The following is a 14,997-nucleotide window of genomic DNA, read 5'->3' as shown; positions in this document are numbered from 1 at the left end:
CACCCAACCACACGGGTCGGGCGGGGTACAAACTCTCAGCTACTTCTTTACCCAGCTGAAACAAAACCAAGTCGCGTAATTCAGGCCAGTTTGTGGGCGAAGGCGCTTTCATACAGGCAGACGGATGCCGCCGTGGACAGGTTCATCGATTCGGCCTGTCCGTAGATCGGCACGGTGATCGCGCTGTCGGCGAGGGCGAAGTGTTCGTCGCTCAGGCCGCGCGCCTCGTTGCCGAACAGCCACGCGGTCGGCTTGTCGAGGACGCCGCTGGTGCGCGCCTCGAGCAGGTCGGCGCCCTTGATGTCGGCGGCGAGGATCTGCAGGCCGTAGCCCTTGACCTTCTCGATGACCGTCTCGAGGTCGGCGGCGATCGCCACGGGGATGTGGAAGATAGAGCCGGTGGTGGAACGGACGACCTTGGGGTTGTACAGGTCGACGCTGCGGCCGGTGAGGATGATGGCGTCGGCACCCGCGGCGTCGGCGGCGCGGATGATCGTGCCGGCGTTGCCGGGATCCCGCACCTCTTCGAGAATGGCGATGAGCTTGGGCTCGCCCGCCAGGATGTCCTTGAGCGAGGTCGGGAACTGCTTGCAGACAGCGATGATGCCCTGCGGCGTCACGGTGTCGGCCATGGAGTCGAGCACGTCCTCCGTGACGAATTCGACCTCGAGGCCGATCTCGTCGGCGATTCTCGCGATCTCGGGGTACTTGTCGAGTGCTGTGGGGGTCGCGAAGAGCTCTACGAGAAGCTCCGACCGGTAGGTGAGGGCTTCAGTAACGGCTTGGGGGCCTTCCAAAAGGAAAAACCCGGTCTGGGACCGGGCGTCTCTCTTGGCAAGCTTTGCCACGCCGCGTACTCGAGGGGAGCGCGGGTTGTCGATCATGCGGCCAAGTTTAGGCGGGCGGCAGGCGCTTTAACCGCCGCCGCGCTGACACTCACGAGGAGTGCCAGCGCGGCGGAGTGAAAAGTGGTCGAACTAGGCCGAGACCTTGGGAGCGCTCGTGTCGGCGGGCAGTGCTGCCTTGGCCGTGGCGACGATCGCTGCGAAGGTGGCAGGCTCGGTGACCGCGAGGTCGGCGAGGATACGACGGTCGACCTGGATGCCCGCGAGGTTGAGGCCCTGGATGAGGCGGTTGTAGGTCAGGCCGTTCGCGCGCGACGCGGCGTTGATGCGCTGGATCCACAGGCGACGGAAGTCACCCTTGCGGGCGCGGCGGTCGCGGTACGCGTAGACGAGCGAGTGGGTGACCTGCTCTTTTGCCTTGCGGTACAGGCGCGAACGCTGTCCGCGGTAGCCCTTCGCGCGCTCGAGGATGACGCGACGCTTCTTGTGAGCGTTGACTGCTCTCTTTACTCTTGCCATTGTTCTATTCCTTCAAAGTCTCTTAGTGGGCGCCGGCGTTACTTGCCGAGAAGCTTCTTGATCATCTTCGCGTCGGCGGGAGCGACGAGGCGGTCCTTGTTCAGGCTGCGCTTGACCTTGCTCGACTTGACCTCGAGGTTGTGTCGCATGCCTGCGCCCTGCTTCTTGATCTTGCCGGTACCGGTGAGCTTGAAGCGCTTCTTGGCGCCCGAGTGCGTCTTCTGCTTAGGCATCTTTATCCTCTTTCGTTGGTGCGTCTGTAGGTGCAGAAGCTGCGGCGGGTGTTTCCACCGCTGCGTCTGTGGTTTCTGGGGAGTCGACGTCGTCGGTCTCGTCGGCGTCTGCCGCGGCATCCGCCCCGCCCTTGGAGGGCTTGCTGGCGACGCGACGTGCCTCGGCTTCGGCCTTCGCCGTCGCCTTGGTCTTCAGGGGTCCGATGACCATGACCATGTTGCGGCCGTCGATCGTGGGGCTGGACTCGACGGTGCCGAACTCGGCGACGTCTTCGGCGAAGCGCTTCAGAAGGCGGACACCCTGGTCGGGACGCGACTGCTCGCGGCCACGGAACAGGATCATGGCCTTGACCTTGTCGCCCGCGGCGAGGAAGCCCTCGGCACGCTTGCGCTTGGTCTCGTAGTCGTGCACGTCGATCTTCAGGCGGAAACGGACCTCTTTGAGGATCGTGTTCGCCTGGTTACGACGGGCTTCCTTGGCCTTCTGAGCCTCTTCGTACTTGAACTTGCCGTAGTCCATGATCTTTGCGACGGGGGGCTTGGAGTTGGGAGCAACCTCAACCAAATCCAGGTCGGCCTCCTGGGCAAGTCGAAGTGCCACGTCAATGGCAACGACACCGATCTGCTCTCCGGCGGGTCCGACGAGTCGGACCTCCGGTACACGGATTCGGTCGTTAGTACGGGGATCGCTGATGCGGAGCTCCTCTTGTAAATCTGGTAGCCACTCTGGCCGACGGATGCCGGGCAGGGACGAAGAGAAGAATCACGCGTTGCAGTTGCTACGCCAACACCCTGTTTATCTACCCTCGGCGCACGTGTTCGGTGCATCGCTGGCGGGGTGTAACTACCCGGTAACCTTGAGAAGCGGTTGACGGGTGGGAGAATCTCCACTTTCGTATCGGGGCAAGCCCCGAAGCCTGCACAAGAATAGCAGACACCGCGCGAAAAGACTAAGGAAGTCCCCAATGAGCGAGCCCTACTCCCACGATCACCCCGCCAGCTCCACTCTCCACGGCGGTGACGGACACGATCACTCGGGCGCGAACCTCGATCCGGACATCGAGATCCGCGACATCGGAGAGGTGCCGGCCATCGAGGTCATCAACACGGTCGCCATCCACCTGCTCAGTGCGACGGCCGTCAAGCTGGGACTTGCCGACGACCCGGATGCCGCGTCCCAGATCGATCTCGACGAGGCACGCAAGCTGATCAACGCGCTGGCCGGGCTCGTGACGGCGAGCGCCCCCGACCTCGGCGACCACCACGCCCTCGCCCTGCGCGACGGGTTGCGTACGGTGCAGCTGGCGTTCCGCGAGGCGTCGAGCATCCCCGACGCCGTGGGCAAGGGCCCCGGCGAGAAGTGGACGGGGCCGGTCAACTAGCGCGGGGTCGTCGAGCCCGGTTCGTCCGTCCGACAGGACGCGTCGCACCCGTCGCACCCGTCGCACGATCGACAGGACCAGACGGCCGGTGAACCGGCCGCGGTCCTGTCGGTCGGGCGCAGGTACGGGCGAGGGTCAGTTCTGCGGGAAGCCCAGGTTGATGCCGCCGTGGCTCGGGTCGAGCCAGCGGCTGGTGATCGCCTTCTGCCGCGTGAAGAAGTGCACCGCGTCCGGACCGTAGGCCTTGGTGTCGCCGAAGAGCGAGTCCTTCCAGCCGCCGAACGAGAAGTAGCCGACCGGCACCGGGATCGGCACATTGATGCCGATCATGCCGACGGTCGCCTCGCGCTGGAAACGGCGCGCCGCTCCCCCGTCGTTGGTGAAGATCGCGGTGCCGTTGCCGTACTGCGACGCGTTGATGAGCGCGAGCCCGTCGTCGTACGTGGCGACGCGCACGACGCTGAGCACGGGGCCGAAGATCTCGTGCGTGTAGACGTCCGACGTCGTCGAGACCTGGTCGATGAGCGTCGGGCCGAGCCAGAAGCCGTCGCTCTCACCGTCGACCTCGACCCCGCGGCCGTCGACCACGACGTCGGCGCCGTCGGCGATCGCCACGTCGATGTAGCCCGCCACCTTGTCGCGGTGCTCACGGGTGATGAGCGGCCCCATGTCGCAGCCGCGTGTACCGTCGCCGACCGTCAGCTGCGACATCCGGTCTCTGATCTTCTCGACGAGTTCGTCGGCCACGGGTTCGACGGCGACGACGACCGAGATCGCCATGCAGCGTTCGCCCGCCGAACCGAAGCCCGCGTTGACGGCGGAGTCGGCCACGAGGTCGAGGTCGGCGTCGGGTAGGACGAGCATGTGGTTCTTCGCGCCGCCGAGCGCCTGCACGCGCTTGCCGTGCCGGGTGCCGGTCTCGTAGACGTACTTCGCGATCGGGGTGGAGCCGACGAAGCTGATCGAGGCGACGCCGGGGTGCTCGAGCAGTGCGTCGACCGACTCCTTGTCGCCGTGCACCACGTTGAGCACGCCGTCGGGCAGACCGGCCTCTCTCATGAGCTCGGCCATCCAGATTGCGGCCGACGGGTCCTTCTCGCTCGGCTTGAGCACGACGGTGTTGCCGGCCGCGATCGCGATCGGGAAGAACCAGAGCGGCACCATCGCCGGGAAGTTGAACGGGCTGATGATGCCGACGACACCGAGCGGCTGCCGGATCGAGTACACGTCGACGCCGGTGGAGACGTTCTCGCTGTACTCGCCCTTGGCCAGATGGGGCATGGATGTCGCGAACTCGACCACCTCGAGACCGCGGGCCACTTCGCCCAGGGCATCGGAGGTGACCTTGCCGTGCTCGTTCGTGAGGATGGCAGCGAGCTCGCCCTTGCGCGCGTTCAGCAGTTCTCGGAAGGTGAAGAGCACGCCCTGGCGCTTGGCCCAGGAAGCGCCGGCCCAGTCGGGGAAGGCCGCCGCGGCCGCCTGCACCGCGACGTCCACGTCGGCGACGCTCGCGAGGCGCACTTCGCGCTGCACGACTCCGGCCGCCGGGTTGTAGACGGGGGCTGTGCGCGTCGATTCGCCGCTGAAGGACGCGCCATTGATGAAGTGTTCGACGATGTTCATGGCAGCACTGTAGTGCGTGGACATTTCCCGGACATTTATCCGTGTGAGAGCGGCGCGCGCCCCCGGCCGTGTCGGTACCCGGTGCGACACTGGGCCCATGGACCCCATCATCTCCCTGCTCCTCGGTCTGGTCATCGGCGTCGTGCTCGGCGGCGTGATCGGGCTGCTCGTGGCGCGCTCGCGACCCGCGTCGAGCCAGCCGCTCGACGTCGTCGCCGAGCTGAAGGCCGAGGCGGCGGCCGCCGACGCCACGGCGGTGGCGCTGCGCGAGCAGGTCGAGCAGTTGCTCGGCCAGCAGCGGGTCAACCAGCAGCGGCACGAAAACGACAGCCGGGTACTGCAGGCGCTCTCGCCCGTGCAGGAGACCCTGCGAACGATGCAGCAGACGGTCGCCGAGCTCGAGGCGCAGCGCAGCCTGCAGCACGGGCAGTTGAGCGAACAGTTGAAGAACGCGACCGAGTCGGAGGAGCGCCTGCGCGGCACCGCGGAGTCGCTGGCCTCCGCGCTGCGCAACAACGGCACACGCGGAGTCTGGGGCGAGACCCAGCTGCGCAACGTCGTGCAGGCCGCCGGACTCATCGAGCGCGTCGACTTCGACGTGCAGTCGTCGATCTCCTCCGACGCGGGTGCCGGCCGCCCCGACATGGTGATCCACCTGCCGGGCGGCAAGAACATCGCGGTCGACGCGAAGGTGCCGTTCGCCGCCTACCTCGAGGCGTCGCAGATCGCCGTCACCGCGACCGGCGAAGAAGGCGCGCGCCGCGAGGCGCTGATGAAGCAGCACGTGCGCGTGGTGCGCAATCACATCGACACGCTCGCGAGCAAGGCGTACTGGGCGGGGCTCGACGCGTCACCCGAGCTGGTGATCGCGTTCATCCCGAGCGAGTCGCTCGTCGCCTCCGCCATGGAGGCCGATCCGAGCATCATGGACTACGCGTTCGGCAAGCGGGTGGCGCTCGCCTCCCCCGTCACGCTCTGGTCGGTGCTCAAGACGGTCGCGTTCACCTGGCAGCAGGACGTGCTCACCGAGAACGCGAAGAACCTGTTCGACCTCGGCAAGGAGCTGTACCAGCGGCTGTCGCTCCTGTCGGAGCACGCCGACAAGCTGCGCCGCTCGATCGACTCGACGGTGACGAACTACAACGCGTTCGCGAACTCGCTCGAGAGCCGGGTGCTCGTGACCGCGCGCAAGCTCAACGTTCTCGACGAGTCGAAGGTGATCGGCACCGCCGCGACGACCGAGTCGTCGGCCAGGCCGCTGACCGCGCTCGAGTTCGACCTGCCGAGCGCGTCCTAGGGCTCGGTTCTACAGCTCGACGCCGCGCTCGATCGCGAGCTTCGTCAGGTCGAGGGCGAGCAGCGTACCGACCCGGTCGACGCGTTCCTGCTCGTAGCGGGAATCCCGGTCGACGACGAGCGACTGCTCCCCCGCGCGCTCGAGGAACACGGGACCGATCTCGGACCACGCCTCCTCCAACGACCGTTCGACCAGGCTGTCGAGCAGCGCGCCGTCGGTGGCCCGCGTCACGAAAGCGTCGGCCATCTCCCGATGCAGCCGTTCGCGCCGGTGGCTCTCCTCGATGTCGTCGGGGTCGAGGGCGCTGCGCTTGCGGGTCGCGTCGGCCGCCTCCTGGCGTTCGCGGCGGCCCTGCACCCGCTCGGCCGATTCGCGCTCGTGCTGGGCGAGACGCTCGAGTTCGACCGCGGCGAGCTGCGCGAGACCGGGACGGTCGAGGTCTTTGTGCTCGCGCAGCGCGTCGACGATCACACGGTTGCGCAGGACGAGACGCACGACAGACTCGCCGATGAGGGCGCCCTCGTGCACGACGCGCTCGACCGGCGGCGGTTCGACCGGCGCGGGTTCGACGTACTCGCCCAGATACACGCGCTTCTTGCGTCCGAACAACCCCATGCCTCCATTCTGCCGCGCGGCCGGCGGGCATGCCGGGCCCGTGCCGGTCCGGGTGGGCCGGCCGCGGCATCCACTCGTCTGGTCAGGCAGAGCTGGTCGACAGGATGCCGCGGCCGGCGCCGCGCGATCCGTCCTGTCGGACGGGCGAGACGGGCGATCGGTCCTGTCGGACGTGCGCCGGTGCGCACACGAAAAGCCCCGCCATCCTCTCGGACGACGGGGCTTTCTGCGTTCGGCAGTCAGCGCTTGATGGCGTCGAGGTGCAGCATCGCGGCGAGGTTCTTGTCGAGCTCGTCGTCCTGGAAGACCTTCTTCCAGTCCTCCTTGATGATGTTCGAGCGGCCGTAGTCCATCGCGATGAGGCACGCGTCGGAGAACGGGTTGTCGCCCTTGAGCGAGTTCGCGAGGGCGACCTGCGTGTGGCCGAGCAGGATGGCGCGGGCGGCGGGCTCCGGGACGCCCATGGTGTTGATCGCCTCGTCGAGCGACTCCTTGAGGAGTGCGCCGATCATGCAGGCGATGGTCTCCACGAGGGTCGGCTCGAGCTGTGCGAGCTGCTTGACGGTGACCCAGTGCACGTCGATGACCGGCGCGTACATCGCGCAGATGGTCGCCTCGGTGATGGCGCGCTTCTCGTCGTCGTCGCTCTCGATGGCCGCGACGACGTCCTGCGGGGCAGCGATCCCGCCGAAGGTGTCGGCGTACTCTTCGGGCGTGTGACGCTCGAGGAAGACCGACGGGTGGCACGGGTGCGCGACGGCGAAGACGACGTCCTCACGCGTGGTGAGCAGACCGGCGTACGCGGCGGCGGGGTCGAGGGTCAGCACGACGGTGCCCGGACGCAGCAGCGGGACGAGCGCGCTCGATACCGGGCCGAGGGCCAGGTCGGGCACCGCGAGGATGACGACGTCGGCGAGGACGACGGCTTCTTCGCTGGCAGTCACCGTGCGGCCGAGGTCGGCCATGCGGGCCTGGCCGGCGGGCGAGTTCTCGCTGTAGTACACCGTGTGGTCGGTCTTGGCGAGGTTGTTGGACACTCGCGTGCCCATCTTTCCGCCCGCACCGATGACAGCGATGGAAATGGGGTTCGACATTACTTGCTCCTTAGGTACTGCAGGTTGGAGGTATTCCAGGTGTTCTCGAGGGCGATGGTGTCCTCGATGGACTCGCCGAGCGGAAGCCAGTGCTCGATGATCTGATTGATGCCGCGCTCCTCGGGACGCACTACCTCGAGGAGGTAGTCGTAGTCGAGCAGCCCGGTTCCGAGGGGCACGCCCTCGAGAGTGAAACCGACCCATCCACCGCGGCGGGTGAACGCGAAGTCCTTGGAGTGCACGTTCTTCACGTACGGGGCGGTGCGGTCGATGACGTCGCGCGGGTTCTCGAGCGCCGCGACCGAGTTGGCCGGGTCGAGGCAGATGCCCAGATTCGGGTGGGCGACGGCCTCGACGAGCGACACGAGGTCGGTCGACGAGATCTGCTCGTACGTCTCGAGCGCGAGGTCGACCCCCGCGTCGGCCCAGGCAGGCAGCGCGCCCTCGAGCTGGGCCTGCGCTTCGGCGAGCGTCGGCTTCTCGGTGGCGGTGTTGATCATGCTGCGCACCGTGGTGGCGCCGAGAGCGGTCGCCATCGAGAGGTACGTGTCGAGATGGGCGGATGCCACGCCCCGGGTTCCGAGTTCGAGTGCGATCCCGAGGTCGTCGGCTGTCGCCTTCAGCTCGCGCAGCCCGGACGTCGACAGGTCCTCGACCTGCGCGTAGTCGCAGATCTGGAAGACCTCGACGCCCTCGTCGGAGCTGAGCTGGAGCATGTCGGAGAGCGTCAGCCGCTGGGGCGAGAGCTCGGAGTGCTGCCAGAAGAAGGAATAGGTACCGAGACCGATCATCGGGTCGCCTCCTGGAGTACGGCCGCGAGAGCGGCGGGGTCGTGGGCGAACCGGCCGAGGAAGACGCCGTCGACGTCGTCGCCCAGTTCGGTGAGCAGGCCGGGTCCGGCGCTGCCGCCGTAGATCACGACGCTGCCGTCACGGTCCGTCCAGTCGGCGACGGCGGCGCGGAGGCGCGCGCTGACCGCGCGGATGTGCGAGGTCGGCGCGGGCTGCGCGGCACCGATGGCCCAGACGGGCTCGTAGGCGACGATGACCTTGCCCGCCGGAGCGCCGTTCAGGGCGTCCTCCAGTTGACGGAGGCATTCGTCGGCCGCGGCATCCGCTGGCCCCTCGGTGATTTCGCCGATGCAGAGCACGGGCGCGAGGCCGTTGCGCAGCGCGGCGGCCGTCTTCGACGCCACGATCGCCTCGGTCTCGCCGAAGATGCGGCGGCGCTCGGCATGGCCGACCTCGACCACTCCGACGCCGACCTCGGCGAGCACGGAACCGCTGACCTCGCCGGTTAGCGCGCCGGCGTCGTCCCAGGACAGGGCCTGGGCGCCGACGGTCACGCCGCTTCCGTCGAAGACGCGCACGGCGTCGACGATGGAGACGAAGTCGGGGATGACGAAGACGTCGACACCGTCGTGCTCGCGCGCGACTCGTGCGACTTCTGCGCACCACGCGAGCGTCTGCGCGTGCCCGAAGTACATCTTCAGGCTCACGCCGACGGTCGCTCTGCGGTCGGTCATCAGCAGGAGCCTGTCGCCTCGTACTCGCTCAGCACGGCGACCTTCTCGGCGCTCGCGCTCGACTCGTCGAAGCGGTAGGTGAGCCACTCGCGCACGAGGCGGCGGGCGAGCTCGATTCCGATGACGCGCTGGCCCATGGTGAGAACCTGCGCGTTGTTGCTCAGCACGGCGCGCTCGACGGAGAAGCTGTCGTGGGCGGTGACGGCACGGATGCCGGCGACCTTGTTGGCGGAGATGGCGACGCCGAGGCCGGTGCCGCAGAAGATCAGCGCGCGGTCGGCTTCGCCCTTGGCCACCAGCTCGGCGGCGGCGATCGCGACGCGCGGGTAGGCGGTGTGGCCGTCGGCGTCGACGCCGACATCGACGACGGAGGCGACTCCGGGGTTCGCTTCGAGGTCCTTCTTCAGGATCTCCTTGTAGTCGAAGCCGGCGTCGTCGCTTCCGATGACGATACGGAGGGTGTCGGTCATTCTGTTTCTCCCTTTTCTGCCGTGAGGACCACGGCGATGGACTGCACGATGAGCGCGAACGAGTGGGCTCCCGCGTCGGGCGTGCCGAGGCTCTTCTCCGCGTGCGGACGCGCGCGTCCCATGCGGGGAAGGAGGTCGGCGGTCTCGCGGGCGGCGGCGGTGGCCGCGTCGGCGGCGGTCGACCAGGCGGCGGTCAGTCCCTTACCGGTCGCGACCTCGGCCGCGAGCGTGTCGGTGAAGGGGACGATCGCGTCGACCATGGTCTTGTCGCCGACCTCGGCCTTGCCGAACGACTGGATGCCGGTGCGGGCGGCGGTGACGCCGGCCGACACGGATTCTGCCGTCGGGGCGGCGGTGTCGCCGACCTCGCCGGCGAGTGCACGGAGCATAACGCCCCAGAGCGCACCGGAGGTTCCGCCGGCACGGTCGGCCCACGCATCGGCGGCCGAGACGAGGAGCGTTTCGACACCCGCGCCCTTGGCCTGGGCGTCGCGGGCGGCGGCGGCTGCGGCACGGGCGCCGCGCTGCATGCCGACTCCGTGGTCGCCGTCGCCGGCGACGGCGTCGATGCGCCCGAGTTCGTCGGCGTTCTCCTCGATGACGGCGAGGACGGCCTCGATCGCGGCGAGGGCGGTGACGGCGGCGGCCTGCGACTCGGGGCTGCCGGGCTCGACGACCGCGGCGGTGGCCACGGAGTCGTGCATCTCGGCCTCGTCCATCTGCTCGGCGGCGCCGACCGATCCCTTGCGGTACGCGGGGGTGTCGGCGGGCGCGCGCCAGAAGGTCTCGAGTTCGTCGTCGAGCCAGAACAGGGTGAGCGAGACGCCCGCCATGTCGAAGCTCGTGACGAGTTCGCCGACCTCGGGGTCGACGACCGTGAGGCCGGCCTCCTCGAGCAGGGCGGCGACGCGCTTGTAGACGACGAACAGCTCTTCGTACTTGACCGAACCGAGGCCGTTGAGGATCACGCCGACGCGCTGGCCGTCGGCCTGCCCGATTCCGTCGGGCAGTTCGGCGAGCAGTTCGCCCACGAGCAGGTCGGCGAGGCCGTCGGCGCTCGGCACGTCGGTCTCGCGCAGTCCGGGCTCGCCGTGGATGCCCATGCCGACGGCCATGCGGCCCTCGGGAACGGTGAAGAGCGGGGTGTCCGCGCCGGGGAGCGTGCAGCCGGTGAAGGCGACGCCGATGCTGCGGGTGCGCTCGTTGGCGAGGATGGCGACGCGCTCGACGTCGTCGATCGAGTATCCGGCCTCGGAGGCGGCGGCCGCTGCCTTGAAGACGGTGAGGTCGCCGGCGATGCCGCGACGCTTGTGCTTCTCGGCGATGGAGGCGCTCGCGATGTCGTCGGTGACGGTGACGGTGCGGCAGTCGACGCCCTCGTTGCGCAGCTTCTCCTGCGCCTGGGTGAAGTGCAGCACGTCGCCGGCGTAGTTGCCGTAGCTGAGCAGGACGCCGCCGCCGTTGTTCGCGGCGGTGGCGACCGAGTAGACCTGCCCGGCCGAGGGGGAGGCGAAGAGGTTGCCCATGGCCGCGCCGTGCGCGAGGCCCTGGCCGACGAGACCGCCGAAGGCCGGGTAGTGGCCGGAACCGCCGCCGATGACGACGGCCACGGAGTCGGGGGTCGAGCGCGTCGAGCGCACGACTCCGCCGGAGACGCGGCGCACCTGCAGGTGGTTCGCGGCGACGAAGCCGTCGATCATTTCGTCGGCGAACTCGGTCGGATCGTTGAACAGACGAGTCATGGGGTGAACTCCTGAAGCTGAGGGCGGGGCAGCCGCCGATCGCGGCTGCCCCGGGTGACTAATGTGCGATGGTGACGGCGACGTCGCCGTCTGCCGGGGCGTTCTTCTTCCCGGCACGGGCCAGCAACACCATCAAAACGGCGGAGAGCAGCATAAAGAAGCCCACGATCGCCATCGGGACGAAGTACTGCGGTTCGCCGTTGGCGTCCTTCGTGGCGTCCGCGACGGCACCCGTGATGTACGGGGCACCGAAGCCGGCGAGGTTTCCGACCGTGTTGATCAGCGCGACGCCGGCCGCGGCTGCGGCACCGGTGAGGAACTGCGTGGGCAGGGTCCAGAAGTTCGGCAGCACGGCGAAGATCGCTATGGCCGTCAGCGCGATGATCGCGACGGTGAGCGCGGGCGAACCGGCGAACAGCGCGAGCGGGATGGTGAGCGCAGCGACGACCGCGGGACCGGCGATGTGCCAGGTCTTGAGTCCGCGCTTGGAGACGTCCTTGGTCCAGAACCAGAGGGCGAAGGCGGCGGGGATGTACGGGATGGCGGTGATCAGGCCGCGCTCGAAGACGTTGTACTCCACGTTGTAGATCTCCTGGAACCCGGCGATGATCGTCGGCAGGAAGAACGCGAGGGTGTACAGGCCGTAGATGAAGCCGAAGTAGATGAACGCGAGAACCCAGACGCGGCCGCTCGAGAACGCGGTGCGGAGTCCGCCGTGCTGCTTGCCCTTGACCACGTGGAGGGCCTCGGTCTTGGTCTTTTCCGCCGCGAGCTCTGCGGTGAGCCATTGCTGCTCTTCACGCGTGAGCCACTTGGCGTCGGTGGGCTTGTCCTTGAGGTAGAACCAGGCGATGAGGCCGACGATGATCGCGGGCAGGCCGACACCGAGGAACATCACGCGCCAGCCCTCGAGGCCGAGGAAGCCGTGGGCGCCGATGAGGAGGCCGGCGAGCGGTGCGCCGATGACGGTGCTGAGCGGCTGAGCCAGGTAGAAGAGCGCGAGGATCTTGCCGCGGTGACGCGAAGGGACCCAGAGGCTGAGGAACAGGATGGCGCCGGGGAAGAAGCCGGCTTCGGCGACACCGAGGATGAAGCGCAGGATCGCGAGGTGCTCGAAGCTGCCGACCCAGGTGAAGAGGACCGCGACGATGCCCCAGGTGACCATGATGCGGGCGAGCCAGCGGCGGGCGCCGAAGCGGGCGAGCGCCAGGTTGGAGGGGACCTCGAGGAGGATGTAGCCGATGAAGAACACGCCGGAGGCGAATCCGACCTGGGTCACGGTCAGTGCGAGGTCGTCGTTCATACCGTTCGGTCCGGCGAAGCCGATGGCCGACCGGTCGAGGTAGTTGATGAAGAACATGAGGGCGACGAACGGGACGAGCCGGATCGACACCTTCCTGATGGTCGATTTCTCGACGGCGGAAACCTTGGTTTCCACGCTCGGGTTGGCCACTGGTAACTCCCTTGTTATCGCTCGGTAGATCGTTCGATGCAGTTCGCTCGCACTCGAGGGTCAAACCTAACAACCGGTTGACCAATTTGCAAATAGTTAAAGTCCGCTCACCGAGCGGGTATTCTGAGTTCTCCCATGCCTGCCTATCCCGGTAACACCGCCGACCAAATGAGTGCCGCGATCGGAAGCGTTCCGAGCGGCACCGCCGTGAGCGCGGTCGCCAAGCGACTGCTCGACTACTTCACGAGCGGGGAGATCGAGCCCGGAACCCGCCTGCCCGCGGAACGGCAGCTCGCGACATCCCTCGGTATCGGCCGTTCCGCCGTACGGGAGGCCCTCGCGGCCCTCGAGATCCTGGGCATCGTGGACGTGCGTCCCGGCTCCGGCACCTACCTGCGCGGCAACGCCTCGGAGCTGCTGCCCGAGACGCTCAGCTGGGGGCTCATGCTCGGCGCGCCGCGCACGGCCGACCTCATCGAGCTGCGCGCACAGCTCGAGGTGTTCGCCGCGACCCTCGCCGCCGTCAACCTCACCGACCGCGAGCTACGCGAGCTGGGGCGCCAGGTCGAGATCATGAGCGAGACGGTGAACGACCGCAGCCGGTTCATCGAGGCCGACCTCAAGTTCCACCTGCAGATCGCCCGCGGCTCGCGCAACCAGGTGCTGCTCGACCTGCTGCAGAGCATCCGGTCGCTGCTGCGCGTCTGGGTCGAGCGCGGCCTGCAGGCCGAGGACGACGCCGTCAACGCACTCGACGAGCACCGCGCCGTGTTCGAGGCGCTGACGACGCGCGACCCCGCCGCGGTCGCCGCGGCGATGGGCACGCACATGACGACGGCGAGCAACCGCCTCGGCCGCACCATCGACGGCGCGCCCGAGCTCACGCCGGAGCCGTAGCCGTCTCGCCAGCGGCGCGCGGTGATTTGTCGCGCACGCGCCTGCACGAGCATCCGCGTGCGGCACAAACCTCAGCGGCCCCGCGACACAACACCGCGAGCGCGACGTCGCTCAGCGTCGCTCCGACGAACCGGAGTCAGGGGGCGGGCTCGGGGTCGAGCACCCAGCCGCCGATGACGTCCTGGCAGACCTCGACCGAGTAGGCCATCAGCGCGCCGGCCTGCGCGTCGCGGAAGTGCCGCTGGATCGGGGACGTGCGCAGGTAGCCCGAACCGCCGCCCACCTTCACGCCGAGCGCGGCGACGGTCTTCGCGACCTCGTTCGCCAGGTACTTCGCCTCGACCGCGACCATCGTCGCGTCGGGGTGCGCGATGTCGGCGAGCCACATCGTCTGCTCGGCGAGCAGGCGTGCCGCCCGCAGCTGCGTGTACTGCGCGGCGGTGTCGAACTTCAGCCACTGCATTTTCGAGAGGGGCTCCCCCGTGCTCGGGATGACGCGTCCGCGCGCCTGCGCCGAGAACGCGTCGAGCGCCGACTGGGCGATGCCGATCGACACGAAGGGCAACCCCGCCGAGATGAGGTTCGCCTGCTCGGGCGCGGGGCGGGCGCAGCGGAACTCCTCGCGCAGCAGCGTGCCGTTGAAGCTCATCAGCTGGCTGCGGGTGGCGCGCATGCCCATGGTGTCCCAGATCGGCACGAAGCTGACCGTCTCGTCGCGGGCGACGCCGAAGAACGCGGGCGCGCCGTCGACGAGCGTGTTGGTGAGGTAGTAGTCGGCGATCTCGCAGCCGGAGACGAACCGCTTCGCGCCCGCGAGCGAGTAGCCGCCCTCCACGGGCTCGGCCGCCTGCTGCGGCATGAGGAACATGTTGCCGCTCGTCGGCTCGGAGAGGGCGTTCGCGAAGCGCTTGCCCGCCGTGAGCTCCGCGGCGAAGAACGCCGATGCCGTCGGCGAGCCGAGGGTGACGAGACCGTAGGCGGCGCCGATGTGCATGAGCCAGAGAGCCCCGGTCGAGGGGCAGGCCGCGGAGATGATCGAGATGACCGCGCCGATGGTGCGGAAGGAGAGGCCCTGTCCCCCGGCCGCGACCGGCAGGCACGCGACATCCAGCCCGCTCGTCGCGAGCGCCTCGAGATTCTCGACGGGGATCTCGCCGACTTCGTCGTAGTGGGACGCCCGCTCGGCGAAGCCGACGGCGAGCTCGGTGACGGTGTCGATCCAGGCCTGCTCGTCGGCGGGCGGGGCGGTCGGTGAGAGGCGCGAGATCATGCTGGTCCTTGGGTCGGGCGGATGACGGAGCC

At 68.4% G+C, this 14,997-nt stretch carries 16 protein-coding genes; 3 read left to right on the top strand and 13 right to left on the bottom strand.

Annotated elements, in window-relative coordinates:
- Nucleotides 1-80: 80 nt before the first annotated feature.
- The 4 genes from HD599_RS03430 to infC all read right to left on the bottom strand — a co-directional run bounded on the left by HD599_RS03430 (nucleotide 81) and on the right by infC (nucleotide 2,291).
- Entirely contained in the window at nucleotides 81-884 is an 804-nt protein-coding gene (locus tag HD599_RS03430) for a TrmH family RNA methyltransferase (RefSeq protein WP_184233652.1), read from the bottom strand.
- A 93-nt stretch (nucleotides 885-977) separates the two neighbouring features.
- Nucleotides 978-1,364: a 50S ribosomal protein L20 gene (gene rplT / locus HD599_RS03425; protein WP_184233650.1), complete on the bottom strand. Its 387-nt coding sequence runs from the start codon at nucleotides 1,362-1,364 to the stop codon at nucleotides 978-980.
- A 38-nt stretch (nucleotides 1,365-1,402) separates the two neighbouring features.
- A complete protein-coding gene (gene rpmI / locus HD599_RS03420; RefSeq protein WP_184233647.1) occupies nucleotides 1,403-1,597 on the bottom strand; it encodes a 50S ribosomal protein L35 in 195 nt (64 codons plus the stop codon).
- Nucleotides 1,590-2,291 (bottom strand): translation initiation factor IF-3, encoded by a 702-nt coding sequence (infC, locus tag HD599_RS03415; RefSeq protein WP_184240260.1) that lies wholly within the window; start codon nucleotides 2,289-2,291, stop codon nucleotides 1,590-1,592. Before infC ends, rpmI begins: the two co-directional genes overlap by 8 nt.
- Before the next feature lie 271 nt (nucleotides 2,292-2,562).
- On the opposite strand from infC, the gene HD599_RS03410 reads away from it, so the two are divergent.
- Entirely contained in the window at nucleotides 2,563-2,979 is a 417-nt protein-coding gene (locus HD599_RS03410) for a DUF1844 domain-containing protein (RefSeq protein WP_221420429.1), read from the top strand.
- A 135-nt stretch (nucleotides 2,980-3,114) separates the two neighbouring features.
- Here the strand turns inward: HD599_RS03410 and HD599_RS03405 are convergent, their stop codons facing one another.
- Nucleotides 3,115-4,602 (bottom strand): CoA-acylating methylmalonate-semialdehyde dehydrogenase, encoded by a 1,488-nt coding sequence (locus HD599_RS03405; protein ID WP_184233645.1) that lies wholly within the window; start codon nucleotides 4,600-4,602, stop codon nucleotides 3,115-3,117.
- Nucleotides 4,603-4,699: 97 nt separating this feature from the next.
- Between HD599_RS03405 and HD599_RS03400 the strand changes: the two genes are divergently transcribed.
- Nucleotides 4,700-5,899 (top strand): DNA recombination protein RmuC, encoded by a 1,200-nt coding sequence (locus HD599_RS03400; protein WP_184233643.1) that lies wholly within the window; start codon nucleotides 4,700-4,702, stop codon nucleotides 5,897-5,899.
- Nucleotides 5,900-5,908: 9 nt separating this feature from the next.
- On the opposite strand, the gene HD599_RS03395 is transcribed toward HD599_RS03400, so the two are convergent.
- The 7 genes from HD599_RS03395 to HD599_RS03365 all read right to left on the bottom strand — a co-directional run bounded on the left by HD599_RS03395 (nucleotide 5,909) and on the right by HD599_RS03365 (nucleotide 12,783).
- The gene (locus tag HD599_RS03395; RefSeq protein ID WP_184233641.1) at nucleotides 5,909-6,514 is read right to left on the bottom strand and encodes a hypothetical protein; all 606 of its coding nucleotides are present in this window, start codon (nucleotides 6,512-6,514) and stop codon (nucleotides 5,909-5,911) included.
- 239 nt (nucleotides 6,515-6,753) lie between these two features.
- A complete protein-coding gene (locus HD599_RS03390; RefSeq protein ID WP_184233639.1) occupies nucleotides 6,754-7,608 on the bottom strand; it encodes a phosphogluconate dehydrogenase C-terminal domain-containing protein in 855 nt (284 codons plus the stop codon).
- Nucleotides 7,608-8,399: a sugar phosphate isomerase/epimerase family protein gene (locus HD599_RS03385; RefSeq protein WP_184233637.1), complete on the bottom strand. Its 792-nt coding sequence runs from the start codon at nucleotides 8,397-8,399 to the stop codon at nucleotides 7,608-7,610. The genes HD599_RS03390 and HD599_RS03385 overlap by 1 nt, the downstream gene beginning before the upstream one ends.
- Nucleotides 8,396-9,133, bottom strand: coding sequence for a triose-phosphate isomerase family protein (locus tag HD599_RS03380; RefSeq protein WP_184233635.1), 738 nt, complete (start codon nucleotides 9,131-9,133; stop codon nucleotides 8,396-8,398). The genes HD599_RS03385 and HD599_RS03380 overlap by 4 nt, the downstream gene beginning before the upstream one ends.
- Complete coding sequence (locus HD599_RS03375; protein WP_184233633.1) at nucleotides 9,133-9,603, bottom strand: ribose-5-phosphate isomerase; 471 nt, start codon at nucleotides 9,601-9,603, stop codon at nucleotides 9,133-9,135. Before HD599_RS03375 ends, HD599_RS03380 begins: the two co-directional genes overlap by 1 nt.
- Entirely contained in the window at nucleotides 9,600-11,345 is a 1,746-nt protein-coding gene (locus HD599_RS03370) for a dihydroxyacetone kinase family protein (RefSeq protein WP_184233631.1), read from the bottom strand. The genes HD599_RS03375 and HD599_RS03370 overlap by 4 nt, the downstream gene beginning before the upstream one ends.
- A 58-nt stretch (nucleotides 11,346-11,403) precedes the next feature.
- Complete coding sequence (locus HD599_RS03365) at nucleotides 11,404-12,783, bottom strand: MFS transporter (protein WP_343062153.1); 1,380 nt, start codon at nucleotides 12,781-12,783, stop codon at nucleotides 11,404-11,406.
- A gap of 150 nt (nucleotides 12,784-12,933) precedes the next feature.
- Between HD599_RS03365 and HD599_RS03360 the strand changes: the two genes are divergently transcribed.
- Nucleotides 12,934-13,695 (top strand): FadR/GntR family transcriptional regulator, encoded by a 762-nt coding sequence (locus HD599_RS03360; protein ID WP_184233629.1) that lies wholly within the window; start codon nucleotides 12,934-12,936, stop codon nucleotides 13,693-13,695.
- Nucleotides 13,696-13,831: 136 nt separating this feature from the next.
- On the opposite strand, the gene HD599_RS03355 is transcribed toward HD599_RS03360, so the two are convergent.
- A complete protein-coding gene (locus HD599_RS03355) occupies nucleotides 13,832-14,965 on the bottom strand; it encodes an acyl-CoA dehydrogenase family protein (RefSeq protein ID WP_184233627.1) in 1,134 nt (377 codons plus the stop codon).
- Between the last annotated feature and the right edge of the window lie 32 nt (nucleotides 14,966-14,997).

Origin of the sequence: Conyzicola lurida, from assembly GCF_014204935.1 — a bacterium.
Classification (GTDB): domain Bacteria; phylum Actinomycetota; class Actinomycetes; order Actinomycetales; family Microbacteriaceae; genus Conyzicola; species Conyzicola lurida.
The sequence above is the reverse complement of the archived record's forward strand: the minus strand, read 5'-3'. Positions and strand labels throughout refer to the sequence as shown.